Origin of the sequence: Colwellia sp. PAMC 21821 (assembly GCF_002077175.1) — a bacterium.
GTDB lineage: Bacteria > Pseudomonadota > Gammaproteobacteria > Enterobacterales > Alteromonadaceae > Cognaticolwellia.
Map to the genome: position 1 here is coordinate 1,313,683 of NZ_CP014943.1, position 15,680 is coordinate 1,329,362.

The 15,680-nt window shown below is 40.2% G+C and carries 14 protein-coding genes and 1 tRNA gene; 11 read left to right on the forward strand and 4 right to left on the reverse strand.

Annotation, left to right across the window (positions count from 1 at the left end; genetic code table 11):
- The first annotated feature begins 50 nt into the window (after window positions 1–50).
- Window positions 51–485 carry a DUF6641 family protein gene (locus A3Q33_RS05505; RefSeq protein WP_081179085.1) on the forward strand — a complete coding sequence of 145 codons (435 nt, stop codon included), beginning with the start codon at window positions 51–53 and terminating at the stop codon, window positions 483–485.
- A 101-nt stretch (window positions 486–586) separates the two neighbouring features.
- Complete coding sequence (locus A3Q33_RS05510) at window positions 587–1,000, forward strand: DUF2787 family protein (protein ID WP_231295779.1); 414 nt, start codon at window positions 587–589, stop codon at window positions 998–1,000.
- A 580-nt stretch (window positions 1,001–1,580) separates the two neighbouring features.
- On the opposite strand, the gene A3Q33_RS05515 is transcribed toward A3Q33_RS05510, so the two are convergent.
- Window positions 1,581–2,069: an Lrp/AsnC family transcriptional regulator gene (locus A3Q33_RS05515; RefSeq protein ID WP_081179086.1), complete on the reverse strand. Its 489-nt coding sequence runs from the start codon at window positions 2,067–2,069 to the stop codon at window positions 1,581–1,583.
- A gap of 613 nt (window positions 2,070–2,682) precedes the next feature.
- Between A3Q33_RS05515 and A3Q33_RS05520 the strand changes: the two genes are divergently transcribed.
- The 9 genes from A3Q33_RS05520 (at window position 2,683) to A3Q33_RS05560 (ending at window position 13,015) form a co-directional block, all read left to right on the forward strand.
- On the forward strand, window positions 2,683–3,477 hold the full coding sequence (locus tag A3Q33_RS05520) for a maleate cis-trans isomerase family protein (RefSeq protein WP_081179087.1): 795 nt from the start codon (window positions 2,683–2,685) through the stop codon (window positions 3,475–3,477).
- A gap of 31 nt (window positions 3,478–3,508) precedes the next feature.
- Entirely contained in the window at window positions 3,509–4,669 is a 1,161-nt protein-coding gene (locus A3Q33_RS05525; protein ID WP_231295780.1) for a M20 aminoacylase family protein, read from the forward strand.
- Window positions 4,670–4,712: 43 nt separating this feature from the next.
- The gene (locus tag A3Q33_RS05530) at window positions 4,713–5,753 is read left to right on the forward strand and encodes a TRAP transporter substrate-binding protein (RefSeq protein WP_081179088.1); all 1,041 of its coding nucleotides are present in this window, start codon (window positions 4,713–4,715) and stop codon (window positions 5,751–5,753) included.
- Window positions 5,754–5,900: 147 nt separating this feature from the next.
- Window positions 5,901–6,428, forward strand: a complete 528-nt coding sequence (locus A3Q33_RS05535; protein ID WP_081179089.1) for a TRAP transporter small permease — start codon at window positions 5,901–5,903, stop codon at window positions 6,426–6,428.
- Window positions 6,425–7,771, forward strand: a complete 1,347-nt coding sequence (locus tag A3Q33_RS05540; protein WP_081179090.1) for a TRAP transporter large permease — start codon at window positions 6,425–6,427, stop codon at window positions 7,769–7,771. The genes A3Q33_RS05535 and A3Q33_RS05540 overlap by 4 nt, the downstream gene beginning before the upstream one ends.
- 46 nt (window positions 7,772–7,817) lie before the next feature.
- Window positions 7,818–8,999 (forward strand): M24 family metallopeptidase, encoded by a 1,182-nt coding sequence (locus A3Q33_RS05545; protein WP_081179091.1) that lies wholly within the window; start codon window positions 7,818–7,820, stop codon window positions 8,997–8,999.
- A gap of 105 nt (window positions 9,000–9,104) precedes the next feature.
- A complete protein-coding gene (locus A3Q33_RS05550; RefSeq protein ID WP_081179092.1) occupies window positions 9,105–10,001 on the forward strand; it encodes a DMT family transporter in 897 nt (298 codons plus the stop codon).
- A gap of 477 nt (window positions 10,002–10,478) precedes the next feature.
- The gene (locus A3Q33_RS05555) at window positions 10,479–11,669 is read left to right on the forward strand and encodes a diaminopropionate ammonia-lyase (RefSeq protein WP_081179093.1); all 1,191 of its coding nucleotides are present in this window, start codon (window positions 10,479–10,481) and stop codon (window positions 11,667–11,669) included.
- 125 nt (window positions 11,670–11,794) lie between these two features.
- Window positions 11,795–13,015, forward strand: a complete 1,221-nt coding sequence (locus tag A3Q33_RS05560) for a putative porin (RefSeq protein WP_081179094.1) — start codon at window positions 11,795–11,797, stop codon at window positions 13,013–13,015.
- A gap of 1,102 nt (window positions 13,016–14,117) precedes the next feature.
- Here the strand turns inward: A3Q33_RS05560 and A3Q33_RS05570 are convergent.
- The 3 genes from A3Q33_RS05570 to A3Q33_RS05580 all read right to left on the reverse strand — a co-directional run bounded on the left by A3Q33_RS05570 (window position 14,118) and on the right by A3Q33_RS05580 (window position 15,439).
- Window positions 14,118–14,852 (reverse strand): DNA/RNA non-specific endonuclease, encoded by a 735-nt coding sequence (locus A3Q33_RS05570; protein WP_081179096.1) that lies wholly within the window; start codon window positions 14,850–14,852, stop codon window positions 14,118–14,120.
- 98 nt (window positions 14,853–14,950) lie between these two features.
- Window positions 14,951–15,229 (reverse strand): peptidylprolyl isomerase PpiC, encoded by a 279-nt coding sequence (ppiC, locus tag A3Q33_RS05575; RefSeq protein WP_081179097.1) that lies wholly within the window; start codon window positions 15,227–15,229, stop codon window positions 14,951–14,953.
- Window positions 15,230–15,354: 125 nt separating this feature from the next.
- A tRNA-Leu gene (locus A3Q33_RS05580) sits at window positions 15,355–15,439 on the reverse strand.
- Between the last annotated feature and the right edge of the window lie 241 nt (window positions 15,440–15,680).

A 15,680-nucleotide genomic window follows, 5' to 3' on the forward strand; every position in this document is an offset into this window, starting at 1 on the left:
AATACCACGTTAATCAATCACCCAATTTAATAACCAAAAAGGTACATACCATGTCTACATTATTGAGTTCACTCAAACTATCAACACGCCCTGAAAAAACATCAGAAAACCCAACATTAAAGAAACGTGAAAAACTGTTAACTAAGCTAAACCAGCAACTTGCTATGGCACAAAGCCACGTTGCTGGCGAAACCTATACGGTTTACAAAGAAAAATGGCAAAAGAATGCTGAATCAGGTCAACAAGAGAAAATAAAAATACCAAAAAAAGTCAGTCCTTGGTACTACCTAAGAAATAACCAGTACTTTTTTGAGGTGCGATACGGCAATAAGCCTTTGGAATTAAGTAAAGGTAATCATGCCATTGAAGTAGGTGAAAAAGAAAATCTAGTTTTGATAATTAAAACCGTTATTGAAGCGGTTGTTGCTGGCGAACTTGATGCCTTGCTCGACAAGGTGAACTCCCACCTAAGCAAAAAGAAATAACCACCACTTACAACGAATACCCCTAAGTTAATACTCATCAGCCTAGGGGTTTTCTACATACCCATTCAAAACCCAACTAAATAAACCAAAGGAATAAAACCATGACTATTCGTATTAAACACGAAGGACTAGCCGTGCCTATGAGCCCAATGTTCACACTTTATATTGCCGGCTTAATTACACCCCATGAAAATGAAAATGCCGTAACCATTAACTTTCAAGACCCTAACTATTCAGCCGACGATGGTGGTTATCACCCTGTAGAAATTCGATTAGAGAACGAAGGTGATTATTGGAGGTTCAATTACATTACCGATTTTACATATGTCGGTAGTGGCTATATGGCAGAACTTGCTAAAGACTTGGATTTCGATTTTGATGCAGGCGTATTTCAAAACCTATTCGGTATATATCCTATTGAACAAGCGATAGAGATGTTTCAAATTTGGGAAACTAACTTTGTCTATTACGCCATGGTGTCAGAAGTATTTAAAATAGAAATTACACAAGGTTAATTAATGGTGAACCATAAGTATAATTAGAACAATATTAACTAAGGTTTCTGGTCGTTTGAAAGGCAGTTTTAAGCTCATTACTGCCGTTGGTGGTGTAAAAGCTAAAGACTGCTTAGAGCCTAAAGCGGACATAACGGACAGAGTCAATGCAGCGATTCTAACGACCCTTTTGATACGAAACCGGACGTTAGCCTTAGCTTATCTAGCGACAAGTGATCGCTATTTGCTGACATGTTGCGTTAATTTAAATTGCTAACTTTTTGTTGCAAGAGCTACCCTCAACCTTATGTCTGCTATCTGCAAGGATAGCTGACATTAGAATATATACTCTAAGGCGCTATCGCCCCCCAAGCGAGTTATAAAAATTTAAATAGTGCTTCAAAGCAATAAAAAACAAACATTGTCTCTGATAATTATAGATATTTAGAACAAATGAGACCCGATACATAAGTTAGCTTAAACAAAACAGATAACGAACACTATCCTGTCTTGCGTCCGAATAGATATGTATCTATTACCGCCCAATAATATCTATCTACAACTAACTTAGTATTACCTATTGACCTGTTACAATGTGTGATTAATCTTCGAGATTAACGGGCACCGTAAGGCCTCTTTTTACGTGATTCATCACCACGTTTGATTGAAAATTACGAACATTATGATTTTCAAAAAATACATCACGCGTAAAAGATTCGTAGTCATCCATATCAATCGCCGTAACTACCAAAATAAAGTCAGCGCTGCCAGTTACGTAAAAGCACTGCTGAACAGCTGGGTTGCTTCTCATTTCTTTTTTAAAAGAGTCAAGTAAGTCGGAGCGCTCTCGCTCTAATGTTACTTCTACAACAATAGTAACACCAAGACCTACTGCTTGTGGGTTAACAACCGAGACATCTGCCTGAATCACATGTTCTTCACGCATTCGTTTCATACGGCGTTGTACCGCCGCGGGAGAGAGACCAATTTGTTCCGCTATTCGATCAGACGTTGTTCTATTGGATTGTTGAACAATTTCTAAAATTTTGCGATCGAAGTTATCTAGGGTTGCCATTTTAGCGCTATTCATAAGGAACATCAGCCTGTTTAAACGAAATATTATTCTGCCTATTAAAGGCAGAGGAAACAGTTCCAATTTATACTGATGTGAAACCAACCTCAAGACTTTCATCTATAATCATTAGTCAACTCTTCATAAGTTGAGCGCCATTTTATTCATTATTGCCATATTTTCTGCCGCTTTGCTGCTGACTATGATGTTTTTCCTTCATTAAAACTGACATTTAATGACCAATGAAAACATACCAATTTTTAATTATCTCTGCTGTGTCCCTTTTTACGTAAGGGCTTCGCTCAATTTAATGAGTTTGAGGCATACGTAAAACATCCCTCAATACTATAATGGAAGATGAGCATTATTTTATTTTTACTCAGGGCTTCTAATCCGACGTTTTTTAGTGGTTTTAAAAAAATGTAGTGAATTAATATGTTTTAAGTGTGATTTTGCGGATTGCCATCATTTAAGGGTTCTTAATCCGTTAATTTCTGCATTAAATGTAACGTAGTATAATAAGCATGCTCCATTCAGTACTATTACTAACACCTTGAGACTGACTTTAGCCATCATATTTTTCTAGTATAAATTGCTCGATATTTTAGTTTTCAGACAAGGTAAGGCGACCATGAAATTTACAACGGTTCAACATCAACAACCATTAGACTCTCTGGCCTCAGGTGGCCGGATCGGAGTAATCTCACTAGCAACCGACTTTAACATCGAGGCTGATCTACAACAAATGTATCCTAACGATGTTCAGTTTTTCACTAGCAGAGTGAAAAATATTAACCCTTTGACTATCGAAAATTTGAAAAAAATGGCGCCTAGTATTAGTGCCACTGCTGATACTATTTTACCGGGTACAGATCTCGATGCGATTATTTATGCGTGTACCTCAGGTACGGTTGCCATTGGAGTTGAACAGGTTAACGAACTAATCCACCAAACTCGCCCCGGTGTGCCCGTAACCAATCCTATCACAGCGGTAATGTTGGCTTTTGAGCATTTTGATGCAAAACGGATCTCAATTTTAACCCCCTATACCGAAGCGGTTAACCGTGACATTGCCGATTTTTTTACCACACAGGGCTACGAGGTGTTGAGTATTTCGGGTTTTGGATTTGAAGACGACACCGCAATGACTTATATAACGCCACAGGATATAGCCGATCAGGCAGTCGCTTGTTGCGAACCTACGGCTGATTTGTTGTTTGTTTCGTGTACAGCATTACGGGCGTCTGTGGTCATTGATGAAATTGAACAGCGATTGAATATTCCTGTTGTCAGTAGTAATCAAGCACTTGTATGGCACAGTTTGAAACTGGTGAACTATCCTAAGGCTATCACTGGTTTTGGCGCATTATTGCGCGATAAGTTGGTCAGTGATGCTGAACTAACATCTGAATTAACACCTGAATAACGATCTAAATAATACGGTTGGAGACTGAATTTTGACTTTAAATACACAATTGATAACTCAAATGACACAATGGCGCCGTCATATGCACCGCTTCCCTGAGTGTGGCTTTGATGTACCATTAACCGCTAATTTTATTGCCGACAAACTTGAAAGCTTTGGTATTGAAGTTACCCGCAATATTGGTGAACAAGGTATTGTTGGTGTATTACGCTGTGGTACCGGCGATGCCAGTATTGGTTTACGTGCCGATATGGATGCACTTCATATCAATGAACAAAATAGCTTTGAACATCGGTCTTGCCATGAGGGAAAAATGCACGCCTGTGGGCATGATGGTCACTCGGCAATGCTGCTTGGTGCTGCCAGCTACTTAGCCGAAAACAAAGGCTTTAATGGCACTGTGCATTTTATTTTTCAGCCTGATGAAGAGCACGGAAAAGGCGCACAGGCGATGATTGATGATGGCTTGTTTGAGCGTTTTCACATTGACACTATATATGGCTTACACAACATGCCTGGGCTAGCCGAGGGCCAATTTATAGTTCGTCCCGGTTCATTGATGGCGAGTGAAAGTAGCTTTGAAATTGTGATAGAGGGCGTCGGTGGACATGCCGCAATGCCTCATCGCGGCATTGACCCTATCGTAGTCGGTTCTCAAATTATAATGGCCCTGCAAACTATTGTATCGCGAAATCTAAACGCGATTGAAGAAACCGCAGTGGTGTCAGCGACCGAATTTATTACTAATGGCACAGTTAACGTGATCCCATCTCAGGTGATTATCAAGGGTGACTGCCGCTGTTTTACCGAAGACAGTTTAGTCAAAATAGAACAAGCGATGGAGCGTATAGTTGCCGGTATTTGTCAGGCTGCTGGTGCGCAACATCGTTTTGATTTTATCAATACCTTTTACCCTACCGTTAATAGCAGCACACCAACTGAACATGTTATCCAAGCGGCTGTTGCTGTCTTTGGAGACGAGCATGTTGAACAAAATTGCCTTCCTCTGACCATTTCAGAAGATTTCTCCAGCATGTTACGTGTTAAACCCGGTTGTTATGGATTATTGGGTAACGGTGTCGATTCTGTCGGAGGATGTGCTCTACATAACCCTGAATATGATTTTAATGACAATATTCTTAAGTATGGTGCGCAATATTGGGTGCAACTTGTATCAGATCAATTGAAATAACTATTACATTAATTTTAACCATAATAAAAGTAAGGAAAATAAAATGAGTAAATTACTAGCAGCTTTATTAACACTAACTCTTAGCTTAGGCGTGAGTGCTGAAACCTGGAAGTTCGCTTCTGAAGAAGATAGACAAGATGTCCAAGACATCTTCGCGAAAACTTTCGCCAAGACAATAAAAAAAGAATCTGACGGCGATATTCGCGTCAAAGTTTATTATTACGGTCAATTAGGGACTGAGAACGACATTGTTGAGCTTACGGCTAAGGGAGTCATTCAATTTGTATCGGTGGGGACTGGTCATTTAGGTTCTTATGTACCGGAAGTTCAGGCGCTGAGTATACCTTATGTCTTAGGTACCGATACTGATGTCGTGCGTAAATTACTGACCAGCAGCAAGGCTATCTATAGTGATTTGGCTGATCGTTTTGAAAAAGTAAATTTGAAGTTATTGACGATGATTTCTGAAGGTGAAATGGTTTGGGGCGCCAATAAGGCGATTCGCAGTCCTGAAGATTTTGCAGGTCATAAAATTCGTACATTTACCTCGACTATTCCGGTAGAAACCTATAAAGCATTTGGTGCGACCCCGACACCTTTGTCTTGGGGCGAAGTTTATGGTGCGCTACAACTTAAAACGGTTGATGGCATGGTTAACCCCATTTACTTTGTTTACAACGCTAAATGGCATGAAGTTCAGGACTATTTGATGTTTCCTGGCCAACAGCCATACGTCGGTACTGTGTCGACCAATAGCAAGTGGTTCAATGGATTATCGGCTAAGAAACAAGCGATGGTACGTAAGGCGATCACTGTTGCAGAACAAGCTGCTCACGAATATCAAATCCGCATTAACCAAGAAAATCTGGACAAAATTATCTCTGAACGTCCTGACATGAAAATTGTTGTTCTTAATGAAAAAGAACGTGCTCGCTTCAAAGTACTAAGCAGTTCAATCCACGATACCTATTATGATGTGGTCGAAAATGCTTATAAAGATGCAGAAAAAGCGCAGGCGCGTGTTGGAGCCAAAAAGATCTTGAGCACTTTGATCGAAGAAGTTAAGGCAGCAAAAGCCCCATAGCTCAATAGATGAATGCGGGAGAATAGTTAGGCTAATTTCCCGTGTTTATCACCAGGCCATTTAGATGTCTAGGTATTTAGTAAGAATTGGTCATCTTCTTTAATATGACAAAGGCAACATCCATTGTGTGGTGTTCGAGGTAATATTATGAAAAAAATATTCATTACCATCAGTAAGGTGACTGAATCGATAGAGCAATTTGTAGTTTGCTATTCGATTCTTTTGATGATGGTTAATTCCACCGCTAATGCTATCGGGCGGTATGCTTTTGGCGAAAGCTTATTCTTTGCCGAAGAGCTCAACCAATTCTTGATTGTAGCAATCACCTTCATCGGATTTGCTTATGCGGTGCGTAAAGGTCGTAACATTCGAATGACGGCAGTATATGACGCTTTAGGTTATCGTGCCAAAAAAGTTATTTCGACCTTGATATCAATCTCCACTGGCCTGTTGATGTTTTACCTTGCCTACAAGGCAGTATTTTACGTAATTGAGTTAAAAGAACTCAATCGATTAAGTCCAGCGTTGCAATTCCCCGTTTACATCATTTATTCGATAATCCCCTTAGGACTAGGTATTGCAGGCGTGCAGTATTTAATCGCCTTCTTTTTGAATATTACCCATAAAGAAATTTATTTGTCGCGTGAAGTAATTGATAAAGGTGAACTATCATGAGTGCTGTTTTTGAGTTTTTTTCTAACATCATTGCTGGTGAACTCGATGTTTACGTTATCACCTTTACCTTAGTTTCCGTGATGATTGTTTTACTGTTTTTAAGTTTTCCTATGGTGGTACCTTTATCGGTTGGCGCACTTATTGGTCTGGTCCATTTTTCTGGAATAGACACCGGGGTGATAATACAGCAGATGGTTACTGGCATCTCGCCAAATGCCTTGATTGCAGTACCGATGTTTATTCTTGCTGCAGACATAATGACTCGGGGACATACCGCGCACAATCTACTGGGCCTAATCGAATCATTCGTTGGTCATCTGCGCGGTGGTTTACCTATCACTGCTTGCATTAGTTGCACTTTGTTTGGCTCTGTCTCAGGTTCAACCCAGGCAACAGTAGTGTCCGTTGGCCAGATCATGCGGCCAAAATTGCTCCAGGCGGGCTATAAAGACAGCTTCGTGATGGCTTTAATCATTAATGCCAGTGATATTGCATTTTTGATTCCGCCGAGTATCGGTTTGATCCTGTACGGAACACTGGCAAATACTAGTGTCGGTGAGCTGTTTATTGCGGGTATCGGTCCTGGGATTTTACTGGCTGTGCTGTTTTCTGCGTATTGTTACTTTTATAGTGTTTACCAAGGGGATAGTATTACGCTGGTAGAAAAATCAACCATGGCAGAAAAGCTGATGGCGATCAAAAAATCATTATTACCACTTGGCTTCCCGACGCTGATTGTGGGAGGAATATACTCCGGAGCTGTAACGCCCACTGAAGCGGCCTCATTTTCTGTACTCTATGCGATTATCCTTGAGTGCTTCATTTACCGTGAATTAAAGTATAAAGATATTGTTGATGCGGCGTTAAGCACTGGCTTGATCACTGCGGTAGTCTTTATTCTTGTTGGCATGGGGCAGGCGTTTTCATGGTATATCTCATTTGAACAAATCCCGATGGAACTCCTGGCGCCGTTAGACCTGGAAGGTGCATCCAAAGAATATGTATTGTTCGTGATCGCCTTATCGTTCTTTGTTGGTTGCATGTTCGTTGACTCGCTAGTGGTCTTGGTTATTCTGACACCTATTTTTGTACCGATAGTAACCGCTGTTGGGCTTGATCCTGTATTGGTAGGCGTGATGATCACCCTTCAAATGGCCGTTGGCTCGGCAACACCACCCTTTGGTTGCGATATTTTTACCGCGATAGCAATCTTTAACAAGCCGTATTTGGAAGTAATACGAGGGACCTTACCCTTTATTTTGATCCTCTTTATGATGTCGGCCCTGTTAATTTATTTTCCAGAAATAGCCCTGTTTTTGCGTGACCAAGCTTTTGCCAAGTAACGCCTAAGCTCCCGATAAAATAGACGATATAAAAGTGAGTAATAAAATGAAAAATGAATTGATAGCCCCACCAAGAGGCTTCGAACGTAGTGAGTTTGAACAACGTACTGACAAGCTGCAGCAACAAATGGCTGTTCAAGGTATCGATGCCGTATTTTTTTCTACGGAGCATGAATTTCGCTATTTCAGTGGTTTTGCTTCACAGTTTTGGCAAAGCCCAACACGACCTTGGTTTTTAGTGATTCCTTCGCAAGGGCAACCTATTGCGGTGGTTCCTGGGATAGGTGCTGCCGGTTTTGATGATACTTGGATTGATGATGTTCGAACCTGGCCATCGCCACGCCCTGAAGATGACGGTGTTAGCTTACTCGCTGATACCTTAGCTGAGGTATCTAAGCAAACAAGACGCATAGGCGCGATGCTTGGCCCTGAAACACATTTACGTATGCCGGTTGCCAATTATCAAACGTTGCAAGCGAGCTTAAATCAACACGACATGGTCGATGTTAGCGAAATTGTTCGCAATCTGCGCAGTATAAAGTCCGCTGCGGAAGTCGATAAAATTCGCTTTGTTTGTGATGTTACGGCGGCGGGTTTTGACTTTTTGCTTGAGAACTTGCATGCGGGTATGACTGAACGTCAAGCCTGTAAATCGATGCATTTGGAGATGTTACGCTTAGGCGCTGATGCTTGTCCTTACTTGATTTCGGCGTCAGGACAAGGCGGATACGACAACATCATTATGGGCCCGACCGACCGACGACTCGATAAAGGTGATTTATTAATCATCGATACCGGCGCTAATTTTGATGGTTACTTTAGTGATTTTGACCGTAATTTTGCTTTTGGTGACATTGATAGAGCCACCCATGATGCTTATGAAGCAGTATATGCTTCGACTGAAGCTGGTCTTGATATTGCTGCACCAGGGCGCACGACTGGTGATGTTTGGAAAGCTATGTGGTCGGTACTAGAAGCTGCTGGCTCACTGGGTAACGATGTCGGCCGAATGGGTCATGGCCTTGGCATGCAGTTAACAGAATGGCCATCTAACGTGCAAGGTGGTGATGTTATTTTACAACCTGGAATGGTATTAACATTAGAGCCAGGCATGACATTTGCGCCGGGCAAGGTGATGGTGCACGAAGAGAATATACTGATCACCGAAAAAGGTTGTGAAATGTTACATAAACGCGCATGGGAAAAACTCCCTATTATTACGCGTTAGGCATACCGCTTTCTTACAATAGGCTCTGCTTTGCAGGGCCTATTTTCTTTGTACTAATAGAAATATTATCAAATGCCACAATCATTTGATTAATAAAGGATTAACGTGAAAAGTAAACAAAATCAATCTAAGCAAATGACAGGGATGCTCTATAGCTTGTTAGGTGTATTGTTATTGACGCCTGATGCGTTAATTTTGCGTTGGGTCGCCATCGAACATAGTGAAGTATTATCGTGGCGTGGCATATTTTTTTCACTTGGTTTTTCTTTTATTGTATTGGTTCGTCATCGCAGAAACGCAGTGCGTGCACTCATGAATGCGGGATGGCCGGGTATTATCAGTGGTTTTTTTTTCGCGATGAATACTTACTGTTATACGCAGGCATTGCAACAAACTGGCGCAGCAACAGCAATGATGATTATCAGTACGGCGCCCGTTTTTGCAGCATTGATTGCCTGGTTATGGTTAGGCGAACGAATTAATTTGGCTGTTGGACTAACCATTGCAATGACTTTACTCGGTATGGCTATTATTGTCAGCGATGCTGATGGCGGCAATAGTTTATTTGGTAATATGATGGCTATGGGTTGTGCTATTTTTATGGCTATAAACTTTAATTGGGCGCGACGACACTCTTCACTGGATATTACACCGGGGCTTATTGTTGGTGGCTTAATTATTATTGCGCTTGGCTGGGTCAATACCAGTGCAGTGGTGGCGAGACCTGAGGAAATAGCTGCTATGTTTCTTTCTGCGGCGATTGCTATGCCTATTGGTTTTGTTTTATTACAAATCGCGCCACGTTATATCAGTGCTACGGAAGTCAGTTTGTTTTTATTGTTAGAGTCGATTATTGCGCCAATATGGGTGTGGCTGGGGTTGGGTGAAACGCCAAGTAGCATAACCTTAGTAGGCAGTGTTATTGTCTTAGTTGCATTGCTGTTGTATTGCTATGTTGTTCGTTTCAAAGCACAAACGATGTTAACCACTAAAGAGGCCTAACTATCAACACCAGTGCATTGATAGGGTGCTGACTTTCCCCCTCCACTATTAACCCAACTTATTACACTTAAATAAGTTGGGTATAAAACTGGCCGTTTACTTCCTCACAACGGTTACCCACTAATTCATCGTAAGCATTCTGGCCGCACTGTAGAGTGGAACGCTACCTATTTCATTAATGTTCAATTGAAGATAAAACTCGTCAACCCCCCTTATTTAAATGTAATTCCTCATGCACATTGTCAATTTGAAAGAATGACCGCTACGCCTTTAGGTAAACTTATTGTCATAGTTACTTTGCTATGGACTTTAAAGGCTAATTCCTTGCAATAACTTAATTAATAGTCTGGTTTATTTATAAATACCAATAAGGCTAATTATGATCGACCTTGTTTAATTCAGCTAAATCTGGTTATTCATTTTACTAGATTTTAGGTCGTTCGAAAAATCATCTGACAACTAGAGGCATTTATAAATATGTTAAAACAAAATAGTAGGCTAACCCATTTTGCAAACCCTGCAGCACATCGAGAAAATAAATATTCGGACGCACAGAGAGACGTATTAAGCGTCGAAAAATCTGTCGATGTGATTGCAAATATAAAAACATGGCCAGCTTATTCGACGACGCCATTACATTCATTATCTGAGATGGCAGCAGACGCTGGTTTGGCCGCCATTTGGTACAAAGATGAATCAGAGAGATTTGGCCTCAAAAGTTTTAAAGCGCTTGGCGGTGCATACGCCGTTGCTTGCCAGCTTCAAAATTTATTAGAGCAGCGTTTAGGGAAACGCCCAAGCATTTCAGATTTGTTAGAAGGACGTTTGAAAGAAGACGTTGCGGAAATCGTTGTTACCTGTGCAACCGATGGTAACCATGGACGTTCTGTGGCGTGGGGAGCACAAATGTTTGGTTGCGGCTGCGTTATTTATATTCACCGTGATGTCTCTGAAGGTAGAAAAGTAGCAATGGAAGCCTTTGACGCTGATGTTATTCGTATTAGTGGCAACTACGACGAATCTGTTCGTCAGGCTGGTGCAGATGCTAAGGCTCATGGCCGGGTCATCGTTTCCGATACCAGTTACGAAGGTTATATGGAAGTGCCTAAAGACGTTGCCTTAGGATATACCGTGATGCTGGCTGAAACGGTCGAACAGCTTGATGGTGAGATACCTACTCATGTTTTTGTCCAAGGTGGCGTCGGCGGGCTGGCCTCTGCAGTAGCGGGCTATTTCTGGGATCTTTGGGGCGAACGCCGTCCAAGATTTATCGTGGTAGAACCGGAGCAAGCTAATTGTTTACAGCTTAGTGCTAAAGCCGGTGAACCTGTGGTGGTTAATGGTGATCTCGATACATTGATGGCAGGACTGGCCTGCGGTGAAGTTTCTTTATTAGCTTGGCAAATATTATCTAACGGCGCCGATGATTTTATGACGCTGAGTGAAGACGCTATTGCAGACACTATGAGCTTATTAGCCAAAGGTTATAAAGGCGACCCAGCAATTGAAGCTGGAGAATCTGCTGTACCAGGATTAGCCGCCGCTATCAATGCACGTGCGCAGGATACTTTTGCCAAAGCATTGAATTTAGATGCTCAAAGTAAAGTATTAGTTATTGGTACAGAGGGGGCAACAGATCCTGAACTTTATCAACAATTAGTGGGCTAATTCTAGTTCCATCAATTTCGAATGGACTCTCAGCTGACAAGCACTTAACAGCTAATTATTAGCTGTTAAGTAAAACATAAAATAAAACTATAAAAAAATAAACACTAACTAATTGGAGAGAATACATGAAAATCTATAATAGCATATTAATTGGTAGCTTACTTGCCAGCTCAACGTCGGTTTGGGCCGATACATCAGCATCGTCTACAGAGCGTCTTGCTGAGCTCGAAAGACAAGTAAGTGAATTGAAAAAGGAAGTTAAAGAAGAAAAGAAAGTCACCTCTACATCAGCGCCCGATATTAAAGTCGGCGGTGCGATTCGTATGAATTACAACTACAGCGACTCTAATAAAGATGAAGGAGGCTCTTTCGATTTCTCTATTTTCCGTCTTGACGTCAACGGTACTATCGGGGATGTCAGGTTATCAGCTGAGTATCGCTGGTATTCGTATATGGATGTGGTTCATCATGCTTATGCTGCGTATCAGTTTGATGATAACTGGGAAGGACAAATAGGTGTCACCAAGGTGCCTTTTGGTAATTTAGGTTATAACTCTAATAGCTTTTTCTATAGTGATGCTTATTTCGTAGGTTTGGAAGATGAATATGATTCAGGTCTAAAATTTATCGGTAAATACGACAACCATGATATTCGTATTGCTTATTTTCTTAATGATGAAACAGGCGGTAGTGGTACAAATGCTCGTTACAGTTTTGATGTTGTAGGCCTAACTGATCTTGATGCCAACGGTAATGTCATAGACGCATATGCTGAACCTACCGTAGGTCTGAGCGAAAGTAATACTATTAATATTAGGTACGCTTACACATTTGATAACGATGTTGCTAAGACCGAAATTGGTGGCTCTTTCCTAACAGGAGAGCTTGAGGGGGCCAATAATTCACTTGGCGACCGTACTGCTTATGCTGTACATTTAAAAAGCATTATCAATAACTTTACCTTAATGCTTCAATATACCGATTATGATTATGATTTAGACAATGGTGATGACTTTGTTACTGTCGGAGCTTATGCTTATAACGACAGTATACCTACCTCGGCGAGCATATATAACGTGAATATGTCATATTCTCATGATATCGATTTTGGTGCGTTTAATAACCTAACTTTCTATAATGATTATTCAATAACGACCGATAAATCTGGCGATTTTCAAGAAGATACACAGGCGAATGTTTTAGGGGTAGGAGTTACTGCTGGGCCAATTTTTGCTTGGGTTGATTATGTTGCTGGTACAAACAGACCCTTTAATAAAGGTTCGCTTGTAGACGATTCAACTGAATGGAAACACCAACTTAATATTCAGGTAGGTTACTACTTCTAGTATTGGTTAAATGTTAACAGGCATTGAATATTTCGATGCCCGTTTTTTTGGAAAAGTAATCTTCTACTTCTTGGACTTCCCATACTTTGCTAGGTACCAAAAGAATACAATCCTTACAAACTGTCTAGTGAAAGCTGGGAAGTCCATTCAATGCATAATTTAAATACACCTTAAATAGCCATATTACTCATGAAGAAATTGTGTCTATTTTACGTTTAAGATTATCTAAATAAGCATTTAATGTCGAAATCTAAGACTTTAAGTGCCCCAGAGCGCCATAGAAGTATGAAATCTATGTCAGCTTTATGATCGGAAAGTTGACCTTTATATTAGTGTGTATTTTATGCCTTTCTACGCCCTGTTCAGTTCTTACATTGAAATAATGAAAGAGTCAGCAATCGTATCTGACCAGCCGTTAGAAACACAAAAGCTAACGTCAGCTAATGGCTAGCTGCTGCCGTAAACAGCTAATGTCCGCAATGTCGGATAAGCCGCCTTTAAACCCTAAAGATTTAACAACTGCAAAGGCACCTTAGCTGCCTGTCAGAATAAAGGTAGCTCTATGTCTTTTGACAGCTATAAACAACCTAAGAAAATATAGGTTTTAATGGTCGAAATATCAGACTGCATCCACCATTTGATAAATAAGTGCTAACGCCCGCTTCTCAAAGTTTACTCTGAAAACCGACCTAAATAACCAAATGGCAAGGGGAGGTATCACTACCTTGCATAATAATAATCTTAGTCTAAGGTTATTTAGTACTAATTAACTTTCAAGGATTGAATGTAATGTATCAAGAACTCCCACCACCTGTACTTGTAGAAACTTGGCTCGATATAATCAACAATAAAGATATGCCTATATATATTATTAATAAGCGCACGAAGCTAATTAATTATTTTTTTGGCTCTGTTGAGTTCGCTTGTAGGTATATTAAGCAGAGTCAGTTTAACCACCAGAAAGCATCGTAAGGTCGTACATATAAAATTTATGCTTTAGATGCTGATAAAAGATATGTTCAGTTAATGACCATGTCTTTTATCAGGGTGATATTTACTCTCAAGTGAGTTACAACTCCTAAAGTCTAGCTGAAACTATGTATTAGCAGCCGAGTCTATTTAGTATTTCTTTTGAATCTGTGAAATCAGGCATAGTGAATGGAACTTTAGCATTTAGGTCTTTATTGCTAACTTTTTGATTACAATAATCCGCTTTCCTTGGTAAGTCCTGATCAAAGATGAAACTAGCAGCATTGCCCTTTGGGTCATATACAACTTTAAAATATGCAGAGGGGATGGTATGTACTTCGTCAGCTCCGGGTAATGGGTTTTCCTTTTCTAAATATAAAGTACCCGTTATTACATATAGAGAATCTCTAAAGCCAACGGCCTTGCGTACTGCAATTTCTAATGCAACCCATGAACCTTGATTTAAAGCTGACTTTTGAGGTGTTATGTTGGATAGGTAATTTAGCTCTGCCCAATTTTTATGTCCAGCAAAGCTAGCTAATGGTACCTGATGCCCCTTATCTGATTCTAATAACTGAAAAGCGCCTTTATAGTCTGACTCTTCTAGTGATTCGTCATCATCAATCAAATCATCATTGCCCCAATTCCTACCAGGACTATCGCCAAAATTTGTTACGTTCACCTCATAAGCAGCCCAGTCGGCAAATTTTGTTTTTGGATTGTTACTCAACGCATAGGTGTGATTAAACACAACGTCGTTATCAATGATATTCAAGCTAGGACAGCCTAAAGGGCAGTGAACGCTTCTAATCTCAGCATTTACTATAGTGCTAAATGCGATGAGTGATAACAGTATGAGTATTTTCATTTGAAACCTTAATTATGGCGAAGTCTTTAATTCCGAATTTAATATAAAGCCTAATATAACAGTCACTAAAGCCCTACTCGATTAACACTGGTTTAAAATTAAGTTCGGTAAAGTACTTTAATAACATGCCAACCAAATTTAGTTTTAACCAAATGAGGCTCTAATATTGCACCACTAAATGCTACTTTATCAAACTGAGGTACCATTTGACCTCGCTTAAATTCACCTAAGTCACCACCTTTTTTACCGGACGGACAGTTAGAATGTTTCTTAGCTAACGTTTGAAACTTAGCTCCTTTACCTAATTGCTCAATAATATCTTCTGCAATTTCTTTATGTTTAACCAATATGTGAAGTGCGTGCGCTGTAGAAGCCATGTAAAACCTTTTTAATACAATTCGATAAACACATATATTATAGCGGTGCATGAATTAACTATTTAAATATAATCTTTTAGACATAAAAAAACCCCGACTCTTTCGAATCAGGGCTTTATAAATGATGGTACCAGCGGTCGGACTCGAACCGACACGTCTTTCGACAGGGGATTTTGAATCCCCCATGTATACCAATTTCATCACGCTGGCATAGGCTTTACGCCCGTTTTGCAATTTGCAAAGAAGTCATTTTTCACTTTAAAAACTGATTTCTTTGTAAACTATTTTCTTCTAAATCTTTTACTTAATTGCGACTAAATCAAAATTTTTCTTTGCAAAACTTTGCAAGGGTTCAAATCATCGCCAGACTACTAGAATTAAGCATCTACGTGAAGGCATCCTGTATTTTGAATCCCCCATGTATACCAATTTCATCACGCTGGCATAGGCT

Excerpts from the sequence above, each read along its gene's own strand:
- ppiC (WP_081179097.1), bottom strand. The coding sequence starts at position 15,229 with ATGGCTTCTACAGCGCACGCACTTCACATATTGGTTAAACATAAAGAA.
- A3Q33_RS05555 (WP_081179093.1), top strand. The coding sequence starts at position 10,479 with ATGTTAAAACAAAATAGTAGGCTAACCCATTTTGCAAACCCTGCAGCA.
- A3Q33_RS05545 (WP_081179091.1), top strand. The coding sequence starts at position 7,818 with ATGAAAAATGAATTGATAGCCCCACCAAGAGGCTTCGAACGTAGTGAG.
- A3Q33_RS05510 (WP_231295779.1), top strand. The coding sequence starts at position 587 with ATGACTATTCGTATTAAACACGAAGGACTAGCCGTGCCTATGAGCCCA.
- A3Q33_RS05505 (WP_081179085.1), top strand. The coding sequence starts at position 51 with ATGTCTACATTATTGAGTTCACTCAAACTATCAACACGCCCTGAAAAA.
- A3Q33_RS05535 (WP_081179089.1), top strand. The coding sequence starts at position 5,901 with ATGAAAAAAATATTCATTACCATCAGTAAGGTGACTGAATCGATAGAG.
- A3Q33_RS05530 (WP_081179088.1), top strand. The coding sequence starts at position 4,713 with ATGAGTAAATTACTAGCAGCTTTATTAACACTAACTCTTAGCTTAGGC.
- A3Q33_RS05540 (WP_081179090.1), top strand. The coding sequence starts at position 6,425 with ATGAGTGCTGTTTTTGAGTTTTTTTCTAACATCATTGCTGGTGAACTC.
- A3Q33_RS05570 (WP_081179096.1), bottom strand. The coding sequence starts at position 14,852 with ATGAAAATACTCATACTGTTATCACTCATCGCATTTAGCACTATAGTA.
- A3Q33_RS05515 (WP_081179086.1), bottom strand. The coding sequence starts at position 2,069 with ATGAATAGCGCTAAAATGGCAACCCTAGATAACTTCGATCGCAAAATT.
- A3Q33_RS05560 (WP_081179094.1), top strand. The coding sequence starts at position 11,795 with ATGAAAATCTATAATAGCATATTAATTGGTAGCTTACTTGCCAGCTCA.
- A3Q33_RS05520 (WP_081179087.1), top strand. The coding sequence starts at position 2,683 with ATGAAATTTACAACGGTTCAACATCAACAACCATTAGACTCTCTGGCC.